Source organism: Micromonospora pallida (assembly GCF_900090325.1).
In the GTDB taxonomy this organism is placed as follows: domain Bacteria; phylum Actinomycetota; class Actinomycetes; order Mycobacteriales; family Micromonosporaceae; genus Micromonospora; species Micromonospora pallida.
The window spans coordinates 7,520,467-7,536,770 of sequence record NZ_FMHW01000002.1 but is presented as its reverse complement, the minus strand read 5'-3'; the positions used below and the strand labels follow the sequence as shown (position 1 = coordinate 7,536,770).

Genomic DNA, 16,304 nt, shown 5'->3' with positions numbered 1-16,304 from the left:
ACCGTCACGCCGGACCGCGCCGTCGCCTCGGGCCGCACCGTCACGCCGGACCGAATCGTCCCGCCGAGCCGCGCCGTCGCCTCGGGCGGCACCGTCGCGCCGGACCGATTCGTCCCGTCGAGCCGCCCCGTCCCGCCGGGCCGTCCCGGCGAAGCCGGACCCCTCGTGCCCGGCCGAATCGTCACGCCGGCTCACTCGACCACCGTGCCGAGGACGGTGCCGTCCGGGGCCGCCAGGTGGATCGGCGCGTCCGTGGCGAGGTCCCGTACGGCGGCGTGCCCGGCGGCGTCCAGCGTCGACGCCTCGGTGACCACCACCGCCGCCTCCAGCCGGGACGCGCCGGCCGCCACCGCGGAGGCGACCGCGAGCTGGAGGGCGGTGAGCGTCAACGACGGCAGCGAGACGCTCGCGGCCGCGTACGTCCGACCGTCCTGGTCGCGGACCGCCGCCCCCTCGACGGCACCGACGCGGCCCCGCGCCCCTCGCGCGAGGATGACCAGCTTGGCGTCCTCGGCGCTCAACTCGGACGGGACGGGACCGGCGGACGGTACGGCGGGTGACTCAGGCATCGGCGGGTTGCCTCTCCTCGAAAGAGTTCGGGTTTCCTCCCCGGGGCTCGGCCTGGTCGCCCCGCCCCGGGCTCTCCTGTTCGTCGGTCGGCCCGACCCGGCGCACCAGCACGGTGTCGATCCGGTTCCGTCGGCCGGTGGTCCCCTCGGCGACCAGGTGCAACCCGGCGACCGCCGCCTCCGCGCCCGGGATCGGTACCCGGCCGAGCGCCTGGGCGAGCAGGCCACCGACGGTCTCCACCTCGTCGGCGGGAAGCTCCACGTCGAACAGCTCACCCAGATTCTCCACCGGCAGCCGGGCGGTCACGCGCACCGCCCCCTCCTCCGGCAGGTGCTCGACCGGGGGACGCTCGATGTCGTACTCGTCGGTGATCTCGCCGACGATCTCCTCGAGGATGTCCTCGATGGTGACCAGGCCGCCGGTGCCGCCGTACTCGTCGACGACGATCACCAGGTGGTTGCGGGCGGCCTGCATCTCGGAGAGCAGGTCGTCGACCGGCTTGGACTCCGGCACGAAGGTCGCCGGACGCATCAGCTCGGCCACCGGCGTCCGCTCGACGTGCGCGCCACCACCCTCGGTACGGCGCATCAGGTCCTTGAAGTAGAGCACGCCGAGCACGTCGTCGACGTTCTCGCCGATCACCGGGATGCGGGAGAACCCGGAGCGCAGGAAGAGCGCCAGTGCCTGGGCGAGCGTCTTGCGCTCCTCGATCCACACCATCTCGGTACGGGGCACCATCACCTCGCGGGCGATGGTGTCGCCGAGGGCGAAGACCGAGTGGATCATCTGGCGTTCGCCGTGCTCCACCACCCCGCGCTGCTCGGCCAGGTCGACCAGTTCGCGTAGCTCCACCTGGGTGGCGAAGGGTCCCTCCCGGAACCCCTTGCCGGGGGTGACCGCGTTGCCGATCAGGATGAGCAGCGAGGCGAGTGGGTTCAGCACCCGGCCCAGCCAGCGGACCAGCGGGGCGACCGCCCGGCCGACCGCGTACGCGTGCTGCCGGCCGATGGTCCGTGGCCCGACCCCGACCACCACGAAGCTGATCACCGTCATCGCCCCGGCGGTGACCAGGGCGGCCCGCCAGCCGGCGCCGAAGGTGTCCACCGCGACCAGGGCCACCAGCGTGGTCGCGGTCAGTTCGGCCAGCAGCCGGAGCAGGAGCAGCAGGTTGAGGTGGCGGACCACGTCCGCGGCGACGGCCTGGAGCGTACGCGCGCCGCGTACCCCGTCGCGGGCCAGCTCGGCGGCGCGGGCCGGGGAGACGGCGGCCAGCGCCGCCTCGGTCGCCGCGATGATTCCGGCGAGCACCACCAGACCGGCCGCGAAGACGAGCAGTTGCAGGTCGGGCAGGCCGGCGGTGGTGCCAGCCGCGAGTATCGGCGTGTCCATCACGTGGCTCGGGTCGACCGCCAACTGGCGAGCAACCGGGCCTGGAGCCCGAACATCTCGCGCTCCTCCTCCGGCTCGGCGTGGTCGTAGCCGAGCAGGTGCAGCACCCCGTGCACGGTGAGCAGGTGCAGCTCGTCGGCGGCGCTGTGCCCGGCGGTGGCCGCCTGTTTGGCCGCCACCTCCGGGCAGAGCACGATGTCGCCGAGCAGGGCCGGCTCACCGGACGGACCGGTGTTCTCCCCCGGCCCGTGGTCGACGCTCCCCTCGTCCATCGGGAAGGCCAGCACGTCGGTGGGACCGTCGCCGCCCATCCAGCGGTGGTTCAGCTCGGTCATGTAGTCGATGTCGACCAGGAGCACGGAGAGCTCGGCGAGAGGGTTGACCCCCATCTCGTCGAGGGCGTGCCGGGCGACGGCGAGCACGGCGTCGGTGTCGACCGTGACACCGGACTCGTTGGCGATCTCGATGGACACGTCTTTCCTCTGCTCTAACGGCGGCGGCCGGCGCGGCCGCCGCCCTGGGCGGTCCGCCCCGGCACCGCGTGCACGCTCTGTGCCTGCTGGTTCTCCCGCTCGGCGTCCCAGCGGGCGTACGCGTCGACGATCTCCCCCACCAGCCGGTGCCGGACCACGTCCGAGCTGGAGAGCTGGGCGAAGTGCACGTCCTCGACGTCGGAGAGGATCTCCCGGACGACACGCAGGCCGCTGGTCGTCCCGCCGGGCAGGTCGACCTGGGTGATGTCGCCGGTGACCACGATCTTGGAGCCGAAGCCCAGTCGGGTCAGGAACATCTTCATCTGCTCGGGCGTGGTGTTCTGCGCCTCGTCGAGGATGATGAAGGCGTCGTTCAGCGTCCGGCCACGCATGTACGCCAGCGGCGCGACCTCGATCGTGCCGGCGGCCATCAGCTTCGGGATGGACTCCGGGTCGAGCATGTCGTGCAGCGCGTCGTAGAGCGGGCGCAGGTACGGGTCGATCTTCTCGTTGAGGGTGCCGGGCAGGAAGCCCAGCCGCTCCCCCGCCTCGACCGCCGGCCGGGTGAGGATGATCCGGTTGACCTGCTTGGCCTGCAACGCCTGCACGGCCTTGGCCATCGCCAGGTAGGTCTTGCCGGTGCCGGCGGGACCGATGCCGAAGACGATGGTGTGTACGTCGATCGCGTCGACGTAGCGCTTCTGCCCGAGCGTCTTGGGGCGGATGGTGCGCCCGCGCCGGGAGAGGATGTTCAGCGTCAGGACCTCGGCGGGCCGCTCCGTGCCGCCCTGCTCGAGCATGCCGACGGTACGCCGGACGGCGTCAGTGGTCAGTGTCTCGCCTTTCTCGATCAGCTCGATCAGCTCACCGAAGAGGCGCTCGGCGAGGGCGTTGTCCGCGGGCGCACCGGTGATGGTGATCTCGTTGCCGCGCACGTGTACGTCGCTGTGGACCGAACGCTCGATGAGCCGCAGGATCTCGTCGCCCGCGCCGAGGAGGTTGACCATGATCTTGGGATCGGGAACGGTGATCCTGGTCTGCGCCCGGGAGGTGCCCGGAGGTGGGGTGCCGGTCATAGGTCGGGCCGAGGGGCCCTGCGCCACCTGCTCTCGCTCTCGACACCGGCCCTGCTGGCACGGCGTACGGACGTTGCCTCCATCGTATCGGTTCGACCCCGGGGACACCCGGCCCATTTCCACCCGTCGCCTGACGACGGTCGGGGCGGGAAGATCGCCAGGAAAGCCATGATCACGACATCAGGCTGCATTATATCTGATCAACATCAAAACGGGCAGATTGATATCGATGGCTATGCATATCTAGGATTCGTTCACCCCCGTTTCCACCCACACGAACGGAGTGTGACCCGTGTCCCCACGAAGGATCGGCCGCCGCTTCGCCACCCTCGTCGCCGGTGTGGCCACCGTGCTGAGCCTCGGCCTGGCCAACCCCGCCCCCGCCGCCGCCGAGGGCGTCAACGCCGTCGTCTGCTACAACACCAGCCAGGCCGGCCCGTACGCGGGCATCGCCGACCAGGCCGCCGGGATCTGGAACGCGTACACCAACAACGTGGACATGGCGAAGTGCGGCTCGAACCTGATGATCTACTACACCTACGGGGGCGGCTCCTACGCCGTCCGGTACAGCCTGGGCAACGGCTACGTCGTGATCGACGTCTACCAGGCCCAGCAGTACGCCCCGCTGCGGATCATGACGCACGAGATCGGGCACATCCTCGGCCTGCCCGACAACTACAACGGGCAGTGCCACCTGCTCATGTCCGGCGGCAGCGCCGGCACCGGCTGCACCAACCCGTACCCGTACACGACCGAGGCGGCGCAGGTCGACCGGAACTTCGGCGGCTTCGGCGCCCAGGGCAGCCAGGTCTTCCAGGACAGCTGGCCGGCTCCGGTCACCGTCGGCTGAACCCGTCACACCTCCCCAGCCGGGGGTCGGCACCCGCCGGCCCCCGGCCCGCCGCTGCCCAGTCCCGGTCCGCCCGCCCCCAGCCTCCATCCGCCAGCAGCTCAGCACGGCCCGGGCGGTCAGCCCGGCCCGGGCAGCCCAGTCCGGCCCGCTCGGGTCAGCCCGATCCGCCCAGCGGCCCAGCCCCGATCCCCCCGGAGGCCAGCCCGATCCGTCCAGGTGCCCAGCCGGCCCCACCCGGGCTGCGGCTCAGCCCCGGTCGGGCCAGCGTGCGTCGTACCCGTCGAAGGTCTGCTGGTCCCGGGTGAACCGGTAGGTCGCCCAGTGCATCCGGCGTACCCTCCCCCGCTCGTCCCGGGTCAGCCGGAGCAGCTCCCCGACCTCCCGTCCGGAGATCGTCCGCAGCACGTCGGGCCGGTCCGGCAGCGGCGCGAAGACCGCCGCCGGCTTGCCCGGTGGATCCTCCGCCCGACGGGCCCGCAGCGTCCCGTCCCGCCAGTGGAAGACGTACTCGAAGCCCTCGCCCCACCAGCGTCCCAGCACGTCCCGGTACGTCTCCGGGGCCGGCTCGCCGGGGGACCACGGCTCGATGTCGGCCGGGTCGTGCTCGACCGAGGCGGCGAGCAGCCGGTGCGGCAGACCGAAGATCGCCGCGGCGGTGCCGGCCGAGCCGAGCACCGCGCAGCCCATCGCCCCCGGTGTCCCATCGCCGCCCCGTCGGCCGTAGACCGAGGCAAGGAAGCCGGGCATCGCGCCGTCGTGTCCGACGTGCAGCACCCGGTTCGGCTGCGGCACGAGGATCAGGCCGAGCCCGAAGCCGTCCACCCAGTTCGTCTCGTCGGTGACCGTACGCGGCCAGCGCATCTCGTCCAGGGTGGTCGGGGCGAGCACCGCGCCTGCCGGGTCCAGCGCGGCCGGGTCGGCGAGGAAGGCCGCCCAGCGGGCCATGTCCCCGGCGGTGCTCCACAACTGCGCCGCCGGCCCCACCGCGCCGAAGTCGGTCGGCTGCTCCGGCCGGGCGTGATCGGAGTACGCGTCGACCAGGAAGCCGGTGGCCGCGTGCGGGCCGGGCCGGAGAGTGGTGGCGGTCAGCCCGAGCGGGGCGAGGATCCGGTCGGCGAGCACCTCCACCCAGGTGCCGCCCCGCAGCCGACCGACCAGTTCCCCGAGCAGGGACATGCCCAGGTTGGAGTAGTGGAAGCGGCGGGCCGGCGGCAGCACCCGCTCGGCCCGGGCCAGGTCGGCGAGGAGTTGCTCGACCCCGGGGGCGCGCAGGCTGTCCCAGATGTCGCCGTACGGCTCCCGTTGCAGGCCGGAGGTGTGCGACAGCAGCCGACGTACGGTCAGCTCGCCGTGCGCCGGCACGTCGAGGTGCCGGCCCACCGGGTCGTCCAGGTCGAGCAGCCCCTCGTCCCGGCACTGGAGCACCAGCACGGCCGTGAAGGTCTTGGTGACCGAGCCGATCCGGAACGGGGTCTGCGGGGTCAGCGGGGCGTCGTTGCCAGTGGCGCCGACGGTGAGGCTCCACAGCGGCCGGTCCGCCCGGTGCAGGGCCACCGACAGCGCGGGCACCCGGGCCCCGGCCTGCACCTGCCGCACCATCCGCCCGAGGCGCGCGTTGATCTCCACCACGCGGCAAGTGTAAGGAGGGGACCCCTGTTACCGCTTTTTGATGAACAGGGGTCCCCTGCTACCACCGCAGCGCGGAGTGACCACCGAGGACTCAGCGGGCGAGCATCGGCCCGAGCGGCGCCCCGCCGAGCAGGTGCGCATGCACGTGGAAGACCTCCTGGCCGCCGTACGGTCCGGTGTTGAACATCAGCCGGAAGCCGTCGGTGACCAGCCCCTCGGCCTCGGCCACCTCGGCGGCCGTGGCGAGCACCTGACCGGCCAGTGCGGGGTCGTCCCGGCCGAGCGTGGCCACGTCGGCGTGATGCTCTTTGGGGATCACCAGCACGTGCACCGGGGCCTTCGGGTTGATGTCCCGGAAGGCCAGGGTGGTCTCGGTCTCCCGGACGATGGTGGCCGGGATCTCCCCGGCGACGATGCGGCAGAACAGGCAGTCAGAGGTCACCGACGCATGGTAGGACCGCCGGCGCGGTCGCGGCATCCCGCCGACGGCGTCCCGGCATGTCGCCAGCGTGGCCGAGCGGCCCGTCCAACAGGTGACCGGTGTGGCCCACTAGCCCGTCCGGCATGGCGCCGGCCTGCCCCACTGGCCCATCCAACAGGTGACCGGCGTGGGTCCGCCGGCCCGCCCGACAGGTGGCCGGCAGAGCCCACCGGCCCGTCCAGCAGGTGGCCGGCGTGGGCCCACCGGCCCGTCCCGGCAGGTCGCGACGCGACCGCCAGCCACCGGCGACCTGCCCCGACCAGGGCAGAAACACGACCCTCCGGGATCATGGGCGAATGGACTCTCGGGCGGTACTGGTAACGGGGGCCTCGCGCGGCATCGGTCGCGCGGTGGCGCGCAGGTTCGCGGCCGGCGGCGACCGGGTGGCGATCCACCACCGCGACTCGACGGACCTGGCCGAACAGCTCCGGGCAGAGCTGCCCGGCGACGGGCACGTCGTGGTCCGGGCCGACCTGGCCGACCCGGACGCGGTCCGGGCCGCGGTGGACGAGGCCGCCGAACAGCTCGGCGGGCTGGACGTACTGGTCAACAACGCCGGTGTGTTCGGCCCGGCGGATCCGCCGCACCCGGTCTTCGAGATTACGTACGAGCAGTGGCGGCAGCGCTGGCGGGAGATCGTCGACACCAACCTGCTCGGCGCGGCCAACGCGTCCTGGTGCGCCGCCCAGCACATGCGCGACCGGGGCGGCCGGATCGTCAACGTCTCGTCCCGGGGGGCGTTCCGCGGCGAGCCGGGCAACCCGGCGTACGGGGCGAGCAAGGCGGGAATGAACGCGATGGGCCAGTCCCTCGCGGTGGCGCTGGCCCCGTACGGCATCGCGGTGGCGACGGTGGCGCCCGGCTTCGTCGAGACCGACCTGACCAACGAACATCTCAAGTCGCCCCGGGGCGCGGCCGTACGGGCGCAGAGCCCGTTCGACCGGGTGGCCCGGCCGGAGGAGATCGCCGCCGCGGTGCACTGGCTGGCTTCCCCGGAGGCGGAGTGGGCCTCGGGCACCATCGTCGACCTGAACGGCGCGTCCTACCTGCGCTCCTGACCGCCCGTAGATCCACTCCGGTTGCGGCATCTCGGGCCTTCCCGCCCCGCCGACACCCCGACATACCGCATCTCGTGTCGATCTCGCCCGGCCGGGCCGGGCGAGGTCGGGCGGTGGGGCGGACGGCCGGGCCGGGCGAGATCGGGCAGGCGGGGACGGACGGACGGGTCGGCCGGCCAGGCGGGTCGGGCGGGCGGTTACCAGCGGGCGAGGCGGGTGGCGAGCACGCTGAGCGCCGCCACCCCGGCCGTCGAGGTACGCAGCACCGCCGGCCCGAGGCGTACCGGACGGCCCCCGGCGGCTCGGAAGGCGTCCAGCTCGGCCGGGGCGATCCCGCCCTCGGGGCCCACCACCAGCACGATCTCGCCGGTCGGGGGCAGCTCGACGGTGGTCAGCCGCGCCTCGGCCTCCTCGTGCAGCACGAACCCGGCGGCGGCGCCGGAGATCCGGGCCGCCACCGTCGCGGTGGGCTCGTCCGGGGCGCCCGCCACCACCGGCAGCCAGGCCCGGCGGGCCTGCTTGGCGGCCTCCCGGGCGGTCGCCACCCACTTCTCCCGGGCCCGTACGCCCCGCTCGCCGCGCCACTGCGTCACCGAGCGGGACGCCGCCCACGGCACGATCTCGTCCACGCCCGCCTCAGTCATCGCCTGGACGGCCAGCTCGCCCCGGTCGCCCTTGGCGATGCCCTGCACCACCACGATCCGGGGCACCGACGCGTCGGCGTACCCCCGGGAGGTGACCCTCAGGTCGAGGCTGCCCCGGCCGACGGCGGTGACCACGGCGGCGGCCGTGCCACCCCGGCCGTCGGCGAGCAGCAGTTCCTCACCGACCCGCAGCCGCTGCACGGTGGCGGCGTGGTGCCCCTCCGGGCCGTCCAGGGTGAGCGTGTCGGTGGTGGGCAGTGCCTCGACCAGGAAGAGCGGCGCCGACAACTCAGGCGTGCCCGTTGAAGGCGTCGCGCATCCGGGAGAAGAAGCCGCCCTGCTTGGTCAGCTCGGCGACCTCCTCGCCCCGGGTCTTGGCGAACTCGCGCAGCATCCGCTCCTGCTCGACGTCGAGCTTGGTCGGGGTCCGCACGTCGAGGTGGACGTAGAGGTCGCCCCGGCCGGTGCCGCGCAGGTGCGGTACGCCCCGGGCCCGCAGCCGCAGCGTGCTGCCCGGCTGGGTGCCCGGCTTGACGTCGACGGTCTCCTCGCTGTCCAGCGTCTTGATGGTCAGCCGGGTGCCGAGCGCCGCCGCCGTCATCGGCACGGTCACCCGGCAGTGCAGGTCGTCGCCCTTGCGGGAGTAGACGTCGTGCGGCCGTTCGTGGATCTCCACGTAGAGGTCGCCAGCGGTGCCGCCGCCCGGCCCGACCTCGCCCTGCTGGGCGAGGCGGATCCGCATGCCGTCCTCCACCCCGGCGGGGATCTTGACGGTCAGCGAGCGGCGGGTACGGACCCGGCCCTCCCCGGCGCAGGTCGGGCACTGGTGCGGGATCGTGGTGCCGTAGCCCTGGCAGACCGTGCAGGGCCGGGCCGAGACGACCTGGCCGAGGAAGGTGCGCTGCACCGACTGCACCTCGCCCCGACCGCCACACGCCTCACAGGTGGCGAGGTGGGTGCCGGCGGCCGTGCCGGCGCCGGAGCAGGTGGTGCAGAGCACGGCGGTGTCGACGTTGATCGGCGCCTCGACGCCGAACGCCGTCTCGTTCAGGTCCAGCTCCAGCCGCAGGATCGCGTCGGCCCCCGGGCGGGTACGCGGACGCGGCCCTCGCGAGCCGGTGGCCCCGCCGAAGAAGGCGTCCATGATGTCCTGGAAGCCGACGAACGGCCCCGCGCCGCCCGGCCCACCGGGGCCGGCCGCGCCACCGCCCGGGGCGAGCGGGTCCCCACCCAGGTCGACGATCTGCCGCTTCCGGTCGTCCGAGAGGACCTCGTACGCGGCGTTGATGTCCTTGAACTTCTCCTGGGCCTCCGGGTCCGGGTTGACGTCCGGGTGGAACTGTCGCGCCAGCTTGCGGTAGGCACGCTTGATCTCGTCGTCGGAGGCTTCCCGGCTGACACCGAGGATGCCGTAGTAGTCCCTGGCCACTGCGTTCCGTGTCCTCATGTTCGTCTCGCGTTACGCCGGTCGTCGGCCCGAGTCGGCCGTCGGCCCTGACTGGTCAGTTCTGGGCCAGCAGCTCGCCCACGTAGCGTGCCACGGCGCGTACCGTGGCGATGGTGCCGGGGTAGTCCATCCGGGTCGGCCCGAGCACACCCAACCCACCCAGGATGGTGACACCCGGACCGTAGCCCGTGCTCACCACCGACGTGCCCCGCAGGTTGTCGATCTCGTTCTCGTCGCCGATCCGGACCCGGGTGGTGCTCGGCTCGACCTCGCCGATCAGCTTGAGCAGGACGACCTCCTCCTCGAGCGCCTCGAGGATCGGCCGCAGCGAACCCTGGAAGTCGAGCAGGCCGCCCCGGGTCAGGTTGGCGGTGCCGGCCAGGGCGATCCGCTCCTCGTGCCGCTCGACCAGGGTCTCCAGCAGCACCGTGGAGAGCGTGGTCATCGCCGGACGCAGCCCGGCGCGGACCTCCTCCACCAGCGCCTGCACCAGCGGCGGGGTGTCCGCCAGCCGGGTGCCGCAGAGCTTCTCGTTGACCAGGCGGCGCAGGTCGGTGACGTCGTCGGCGGGGACCGGCGCGGGCAGCTCGACCAGCCGCTGCTCGACCCGGCCGGTGTCGGCGATCATCACCAGCATCAGCCGGGTGGTGGAGATCGGCACGAGTTCCAGGTGCCGTACGGAGGACCGGGCCAGGCTCGGGTACTGCACCACGGCCACCTGACGGGTGAGCTGGGCGAGCAGCCGGACTGTACGGTGGACGACGTCGTCGAGGTCGACCGCGCCGACCAGGAAGCGCTCGATCGCCCGGCGCTCGGCCGGGCTGAGCGGCTTGACCCGGCTGAGCCGGTCGACGAAGAGCCGGTAGCCACGGTCGGTGGGCACCCGGCCGGCGCTGGTGTGCGGCTGCCGGATGTACCCCTCCTCCTCCAGCACGGCCATGTCGTTGCGGACCGTGGCCGGGGAGACGCCGAGTTGGTGCCGCTCAACCAGCGCCTTGCTGCCGACCGGCTCCTGGGTCGCGACGTAGTCCTCGACGATCGCGCGCAGCACGGCGAGCTTACGGTCGTCGAGACCCACTCTCCCCACCTCCCACGCGTGTCGGCGCCCGACCCGGGCGGTGCGTGCCCGCCACCGGCGACAGCCGGCAACGGCCGCTGACCACGACCGGACCGTGCTCCCGGCACTCGACTGTAAGCTCCTGGCACTCGACTGTAACGAGTGCCAGTCTACGTCGGTCCACCCCTCGGACGCGATGATCGGTGTCGACCTGCGCTCGGAACACGCTCGACCGGAGGGTGCGTTCGTCCGGGTGATCCCGCCGATGTCCCACTGGTCACAAGTTGCCCGCTGCCCCTACCGTGACCGGCATGACTGAACCGCCTCGCCCGCCCGACGCGGGCGACGCCGGCCGGTACCCGCCGGAGCCGACCATGCCGCTCGCCCCGTCCGGATCCTCGTCGACGCCCGGCGAGCCCACCACCCCGCTGCCCGGGGAGCCCTCGGCTGAGCCCCCGACGGAGCACCTCGCCACACCGTCGCACGAACCACCCACCGCGAACTGGTCGACATCCTCGTACGAGTCGCCGACGCAGAACTGGTCGGCACCCGCGTACGAGCCACCCACGCGGGACTGGTCGGCCCCGGCGTACGAGCCGCCGACGCGGGACTGGTCGGCACGGGCATACGAGCCGCCGACGCAGCAGTACGGGTCGCCGGGCGACGACGCGCCGACGGAACGCCACGCCGCTCCGGAACCACCCACCGTGGGCTACGAGCCGCCGGGTCTCGGCGGGCCGGCCGACCACCCGACGTCGGGCGGGCACTTCGCCGCACCCGGCTACCCGACCGCTGGCGACCAGGGCGGCTACCCGCCGCCGGGAGCGCAGGAGGGTTACCCGCCGCCCGGGGGTTACCCACCGCCGGAGACGCCGGGGGGCTTTCCGCAGCCAGGGCCGCATGAGGGCTACCCGCCGCCGGGGACACAGGCGGGCTTTCCGCCGCCCGGGGGTTACCTACCGCCGGAGACGCCGGGGGGCTTTCCACCGCCGGGGACACCGGAGGGCTATCCGCCACTCGGGGGTTATCCGCCGGGGGCGGGCGGGGGCCTGCCGCCGGGTGGCTACCCGCCCTCGGGTGGGCCGTACCCGACGGCCGGTCCGACCACCGACGACGACCGGACCTGGGCGGTGCTCGCCCACGTCGGCGGCCCGATCGGTGTGGTGGTCGGCGGCAGCCTCTTCGGCTGGGTCGGCCCGCTGATCGTGCTGCTGCACCGGGGGCAGCAGTCCCCGGCGGTGCGCGCGCACGCCATCGCCGCGCTCAACTTCCAGATCACCTGGGCGGTCGCGATCCTGATCGGCTGGCTGCTCACCGGAATCACCTGCGGCCTGCTCGTCTTCATTCCGCTGCTGCTCGCGCTGGTGCCGATCGTGCTCGGCATCGTGGCCGGTCTCAAGGCCAACCAGGACCAGCTCTACCCGTACCCGATGACCCGGACCTTCGTGCGGTGAACCGCGCTGGTCGGGCCCGGGCCCGACCAGCGCGAGGCACCCGCAGGACGCTCAGGGCAGCAGGTCGCGGACCACGGCGTCGGCGAGCAACCGGCCGGGCAGGGTGAGCACTGCCCGGCCGGCGGCGTAGTCGGCCTCGGCGAGCAGCCCGGCGGCGCGGGCCCGCTCGGCGCCGGCCCGGCCGGCGGGGTCGAGCACCGCCAGCGGCAGCCCGGAGGCGAGCCGCAGGCGGAGCATCACGTCCTCCATGTGCGCCTCGTCGGCGGTGAGGATCTCCCGGGCCTGACCGGGTGACGCGCCGCCGGCGAGCCGCGCCGCGTACGCGCTGGGGTGCTTCACGTTCCACCAGCGCACCCCGCCGACGTGGCTGTGCGCCCCCGGGCCGAGGCCCCACCAGTCCCCGCCGGTCCAGTAGAGCAGGTTGTGCCGGCACCGGGCGGCCGGCGTCCGGGCCCAGTTGGAGACTTCGTACCAGGAGAAACCGGCCGCGTCGAGGGCCGCCTCCGCCGCCAGGTAGCGGTCCGCCGCGACGTCGTCCGAGGGGTACGGCAGCTCGCCCCGGCGCATCCGGGCGGCGAGCCGGGTGCCCTCCTCCACGATCAGGGCGTACGCGCTGACGTGGTCCACCCCGGCGGCGATCACCTGGTCGAGCGAGGCGGCGAAGTCCTCGGCCCGCTCCCCCGGCGTGCCGTAGATCAGGTCGAGGTTGACGTGGTCGAACCCGGCGTCGCGGGCCTCGGTCGCGGCGGCGGTGGCCCGCCCGGCGGAGTGCGTCCGGTCGAGTACGGCGAGCACTCCCGACGCCGCCGACTGCATCCCCAGCGAGATGCGGGTGTAGCCGGCCGCCCGCAGGGTCTTCAACGACTCCGGCGTCACCGACTCCGGGTTCGCCTCGGTGGTGACCTCGGCGTCGGCGGCCAGCCCCCAGGTGCGGTCGATGCCGTCGAGGATGCGGGCCAGGTCGTCGGCGGGGAGCAGGGTCGGCGTGCCGCCACCGACGAAGACGGTGTCCACCCGGGGCGGCGGAGTGTCCCCGAGCACCCGGGCGGCGAGCGCCAACTCGGCCAGGACGGTGTCGGCGTAGTTCTCCCGGCTCGCGCCCCCGCCGAGCTCGCTGGTCGTGTAGGTGTTGAAGTCGCAGTAGCCGCAGCGACTGGCGCAGAAGGGCACGTGGACGTAGACGCCGAAACCACGCGCGCCGACCGCGCGCAGGGCGGTCGATGGGAGCGACCCGTCGGTCGGTACGGATTCGCCTTCTGGAGGGAGGCCGGGCATGGCCACTAGTGTGCCCTTCCATGACCTCTCCCGACGCGCTGGTGCGGGTGTCGACGGCCCGTGGGGTGACCACGCTCACCCTGGACAGCCCGCACAACCGCAACGCGCTCTCCACGCCCCTGATGACCGAGCTGCTCGACGGCCTGTCGGTGGCGGTCGCCGACCCCTCGGTCCGGGTGGTGGTGCTCGACCACACCGGCCCGGTGTTCTGCTCCGGTGCCGACCTCAAGGAGACCGCGGCGGCGTACGCGAGCGGGAGCGTGCCCGCCGGGAAGCTCGGCGACGTGCTCGCGGCGGTCCGGGAGTGCCCGAAGCCGGTGGTGGCCCGGGTGGCCGGACCGGCGCGGGCCGGTGGGTTGGGTCTGATCGCCGCCGCCGACCTGGCGGTCTGCGGGGAGGAGGCGACCTTCGCCTTCACCGAGGTGCGGCTCGGGGTGATCCCGGCGGTGATCTCGGCGACCGTCCTGCCCCGGCTGACGCCCCGCGCGGCGGCCGAGCTGTACCTGACCGGGGAGACCTTCGACGGCCGGCGGGCCGCCGAGATCGGCCTGGTCACCACAGCGGTGCCCGGCGCCGAACTGGACGAGACGGTGGCCGGCTGGTGCGCGGCGCTGCTGCGGGGAGCACCGGCGGCGCTGGCCGGGGCGAAGGAGCTGCTGCGCCGTCCGGCCGAGGCGGACCTGCGTCGCGAGCTGGCCCACCTGGCCACGCTCTCCACCGGCTACTTCCTCTCCGAGGAGGGACGCGAGGGGGTGGCAGCCTTCCGGGAGAAGCGGCCGACCCGATGGGTGGCGGCCCTCGACGAGGGGTAGGCGGAAGGGGCTGTCTCTGACGACGGACATCGCCGGAGGAACGGGGCACCAGGGGCCGAACCGGGCGACGGTGCGGAGTGGTGGGACGCGGGACGTACGCTTGGCTGACTGTCGTTCAGGGGGTGTGGGTGCGAACTCGGGCAATAGTGGCAATCGGCCTCGGTCTCACCATCATCGCCAGCATCGGGATCTATCTCGGCATCCGGAACGTCGGCGACGACCTCCGGCTGCCGATCGCGGGACGGAGCTGCACCGTCCAGGCCGACGGGCAGGTACGCCTCAACGCCGAGCAGATGGCGAACGCGGCGACCATCGCCGCCATCGGCATCCAGCGGAAGATGCCCGAGCGGGCGGTCGTGGTCGCGCTCGCGACCGCGTACCAGGAGTCCGGTCTGGAGAACCTGGCCGGCGGCGACCGGGACTCGATCGGCCTGTTCCAGCAGCGGCCCAGCCAGGGCTGGGGCACCCCGGAGGAGATCCGCGACCCGCGCTACGCGGCGAAGAAGTTCTACGCCGGGCTCAAGAAGGTGCGCGGCTGGGAGGAGATGCGGGTCACCGACGCTGCCCAGGCCGTCCAACGGTCGGCGTTCCCAGAGGCGTACCAGAAATGGGCCGACGAGTCGGAGGTCCTCACCCGGGCCCTGCTCGGCGACGCCACCGCGGCGGTCGCCTGCACGGTGGGCCGGACGCCGGTCATGCGGGGCGACGCCGCGGCGGCCGCGCTGACCCGGGGTCTCACCCTCGACTGGGGGTTGTCCGAGACGGCCAGCCTGGCCGAGCTGACCGGACTGGCCGTGCCCGCCGCCGACCCCCGGGACGGCTGGCGGTACGCCCACTGGCTGGTGTCGCACGCCCACGACCACGGGGTCAAGCGGGTCCGTTTCGCCGACCTGGAGTGGACGGCCAGCAAGGGCACCTGGTCCCGGGTCTCCGACCGGGACCGGCAGGACACCCGGGTGGTGGCCGAGGTCTTCGGCGAGGCGTGACCTACCTCGCTTCGTGACGACCCACGGGTCCACGTCGTTGCCCCAACGGGTGGACCGTCCACCGTCAGGCCGGTTCCCGGTGGTCGGGTGTCGGACGTCGACCTTGGCGACGGCGCGTTAACATCGGCGATCTGTGCCAGAAATGACGGAATCCTTTCGGGGAGGGGTGACAGCGGTGTTCGACTACGGCGCCCGGACCGGGTACGAGCCGATCAGCGATGTTGATCGCAAGGAGTTTCACGAGCAGGGTTTCCTCCTGCTGCGCAACGTACTGACGGAGGATCACCGGGCCGCCCTGGAGGCCGCGGTCGACCGCGTCTACGAGGAGGAGAAGGCCAAGGGCAACACCACCAAGGACGGGACCCTGCACCTGCTGGGCTTCCTGGAGCGGGACGAGCTCTTCGGCCAGCTGCTCACCCACCCGATCGCCTTCCCGTACATGTGGGGGCTGGCCGGCTGGAACATCTACACCCACCACAACCACCTGGACGTGACCCCGCCGGCGCTCGAGCCGGAGAAGCCGTACTGGGGTTGGCACCAGGACGGGTACCGGCAGAACTCCGACCCGGAGACGATGGACCCGAACCTCCCCCGGCCGATGTTCTCGCTGAAGGTGGCGTACGTGCTCTCCGACCTGTCGGAGAAGGGGCGGGGCGCGACCAAGGTCATCCCGGGCAGCCACCTGTGGAACTCGCTGCCCCGGCCGGACGACCTGACCGTGCACAACCCGGACCCGGAGGGCACGGTGGAGATCACCGCCAACCCGGGTGACGCCTTCATCTTCGACCGCCGCCAGTGGCACTCGCGGTCGACGAACCTGTCGACCATCACCCGCAAGATGCTCTTCGTCGGCTACACCTACCGGTGGATCCGGCCGCTGGACGAGCTGCACATCGACAAGGACGGCGAGTGGTGGGCCAACCGCACGCCGGTGCAGCGCCAGCTCTGCGGTGAGGGCACCCACACCGCGAACTACTGGGGCATCAACTGGAACGGGTACATCGACGACGAGATCCCGCTGCGCAAGGAGCTGAAGAAGCGCGGTCTGCTCGACCGCAGCGTCCCCTGGCTCCGCTGACCGCAGCCGCCGCCACACCGGC

16 protein-coding genes are annotated in these 16,304 nt (G+C 73.0%); 6 read left to right on the top strand and 10 right to left on the bottom strand.

Going from position 1 to position 16,304, the window contains the following annotated elements:
• Window positions 1–191 precede the first annotated feature (191 nt).
• The 4 genes from GA0074692_RS32475 to GA0074692_RS32460 are packed head-to-tail and all read right to left on the bottom strand — an operon-like array spanning window position 192 to window position 3,508.
• On the bottom strand, window positions 192–569 hold the full coding sequence (locus GA0074692_RS32475; RefSeq protein WP_091651980.1) for a cytidine deaminase: 378 nt from the start codon (window positions 567–569) through the stop codon (window positions 192–194).
• Entirely contained in the window at window positions 562–1,983 is a 1,422-nt protein-coding gene (locus GA0074692_RS32470) for a hemolysin family protein (protein ID WP_425413372.1), read from the bottom strand. Before GA0074692_RS32470 ends, GA0074692_RS32475 begins: the two co-directional genes overlap by 8 nt.
• On the bottom strand, window positions 1,959–2,432 hold the full coding sequence (ybeY, locus tag GA0074692_RS32465; RefSeq protein WP_091651978.1) for an rRNA maturation RNase YbeY: 474 nt from the start codon (window positions 2,430–2,432) through the stop codon (window positions 1,959–1,961). Before ybeY ends, GA0074692_RS32470 begins: the two co-directional genes overlap by 25 nt.
• A gap of 14 nt (window positions 2,433–2,446) precedes the next feature.
• Window positions 2,447–3,508, bottom strand: a complete 1,062-nt coding sequence (locus GA0074692_RS32460; protein WP_091651943.1) for a PhoH family protein — start codon at window positions 3,506–3,508, stop codon at window positions 2,447–2,449.
• Between the two features lie 292 nt (window positions 3,509–3,800).
• On the opposite strand from GA0074692_RS32460, the gene GA0074692_RS32455 reads away from it, so the two are divergent.
• Window positions 3,801–4,358: a snapalysin family zinc-dependent metalloprotease gene (locus GA0074692_RS32455; RefSeq protein WP_091651940.1), complete on the top strand. Its 558-nt coding sequence runs from the start codon at window positions 3,801–3,803 to the stop codon at window positions 4,356–4,358.
• A gap of 249 nt (window positions 4,359–4,607) precedes the next feature.
• Here the strand turns inward: GA0074692_RS32455 and GA0074692_RS32450 are convergent, their stop codons facing one another.
• Window positions 4,608–5,960, bottom strand: coding sequence for a serine hydrolase domain-containing protein (locus GA0074692_RS32450; protein WP_425413413.1), 1,353 nt, complete (start codon window positions 5,958–5,960; stop codon window positions 4,608–4,610).
• Between the two features lie 121 nt (window positions 5,961–6,081).
• Window positions 6,082–6,468 (bottom strand): histidine triad nucleotide-binding protein, encoded by a 387-nt coding sequence (locus GA0074692_RS32445; RefSeq protein WP_091651935.1) that lies wholly within the window; start codon window positions 6,466–6,468, stop codon window positions 6,082–6,084.
• A 299-nt stretch (window positions 6,469–6,767) separates the two neighbouring features.
• On the opposite strand from GA0074692_RS32445, the gene GA0074692_RS32440 reads away from it, so the two are divergent.
• Window positions 6,768–7,529, top strand: coding sequence for an SDR family NAD(P)-dependent oxidoreductase (locus GA0074692_RS32440; RefSeq protein WP_091651932.1), 762 nt, complete (start codon window positions 6,768–6,770; stop codon window positions 7,527–7,529).
• 197 nt (window positions 7,530–7,726) lie between these two features.
• Here the strand turns inward: GA0074692_RS32440 and GA0074692_RS32435 are convergent, their stop codons facing one another.
• From GA0074692_RS32435 to hrcA, 3 genes are all read right to left on the bottom strand, one after another.
• Window positions 7,727–8,461, bottom strand: coding sequence for a 16S rRNA (uracil(1498)-N(3))-methyltransferase (locus tag GA0074692_RS32435; RefSeq protein ID WP_091651928.1), 735 nt, complete (start codon window positions 8,459–8,461; stop codon window positions 7,727–7,729).
• 1 nt (window position 8,462) lies between these two features.
• Window positions 8,463–9,602, bottom strand: a complete 1,140-nt coding sequence (gene dnaJ / locus GA0074692_RS32430; RefSeq protein ID WP_176738759.1) for a molecular chaperone DnaJ — start codon at window positions 9,600–9,602, stop codon at window positions 8,463–8,465.
• A 73-nt stretch (window positions 9,603–9,675) separates the two neighbouring features.
• Window positions 9,676–10,698, bottom strand: coding sequence for a heat-inducible transcriptional repressor HrcA (hrcA, locus tag GA0074692_RS32425; RefSeq protein WP_091651921.1), 1,023 nt, complete (start codon window positions 10,696–10,698; stop codon window positions 9,676–9,678).
• Window positions 10,699–10,988: 290 nt separating this feature from the next.
• On the opposite strand from hrcA, the gene GA0074692_RS32420 reads away from it, so the two are divergent.
• Entirely contained in the window at window positions 10,989–12,131 is a 1,143-nt protein-coding gene (locus tag GA0074692_RS32420) for a DUF4870 domain-containing protein (protein ID WP_245730567.1), read from the top strand.
• A 51-nt stretch (window positions 12,132–12,182) separates the two neighbouring features.
• On the opposite strand, the gene hemW is transcribed toward GA0074692_RS32420, so the two are convergent.
• A complete protein-coding gene (hemW, locus tag GA0074692_RS32415) occupies window positions 12,183–13,406 on the bottom strand; it encodes a radical SAM family heme chaperone HemW (RefSeq protein ID WP_091654469.1) in 1,224 nt (407 codons plus the stop codon).
• 20 nt (window positions 13,407–13,426) lie between these two features.
• On the opposite strand from hemW, the gene GA0074692_RS32410 reads away from it, so the two are divergent.
• From GA0074692_RS32410 to GA0074692_RS32400, 3 genes are all read left to right on the top strand, one after another.
• Complete coding sequence (locus GA0074692_RS32410; protein ID WP_091651918.1) at window positions 13,427–14,218, top strand: enoyl-CoA hydratase family protein; 792 nt, start codon at window positions 13,427–13,429, stop codon at window positions 14,216–14,218.
• Window positions 14,219–14,340: 122 nt separating this feature from the next.
• The gene (locus GA0074692_RS32405; protein WP_091651915.1) at window positions 14,341–15,204 is read left to right on the top strand and encodes a hypothetical protein; all 864 of its coding nucleotides are present in this window, start codon (window positions 14,341–14,343) and stop codon (window positions 15,202–15,204) included.
• Between the two features lie 175 nt (window positions 15,205–15,379).
• Window positions 15,380–16,282, top strand: a complete 903-nt coding sequence (locus tag GA0074692_RS32400) for a phytanoyl-CoA dioxygenase family protein (RefSeq protein WP_245730566.1) — start codon at window positions 15,380–15,382, stop codon at window positions 16,280–16,282.
• The last annotated feature ends 22 nt before the right edge of the window (window positions 16,283–16,304 follow it).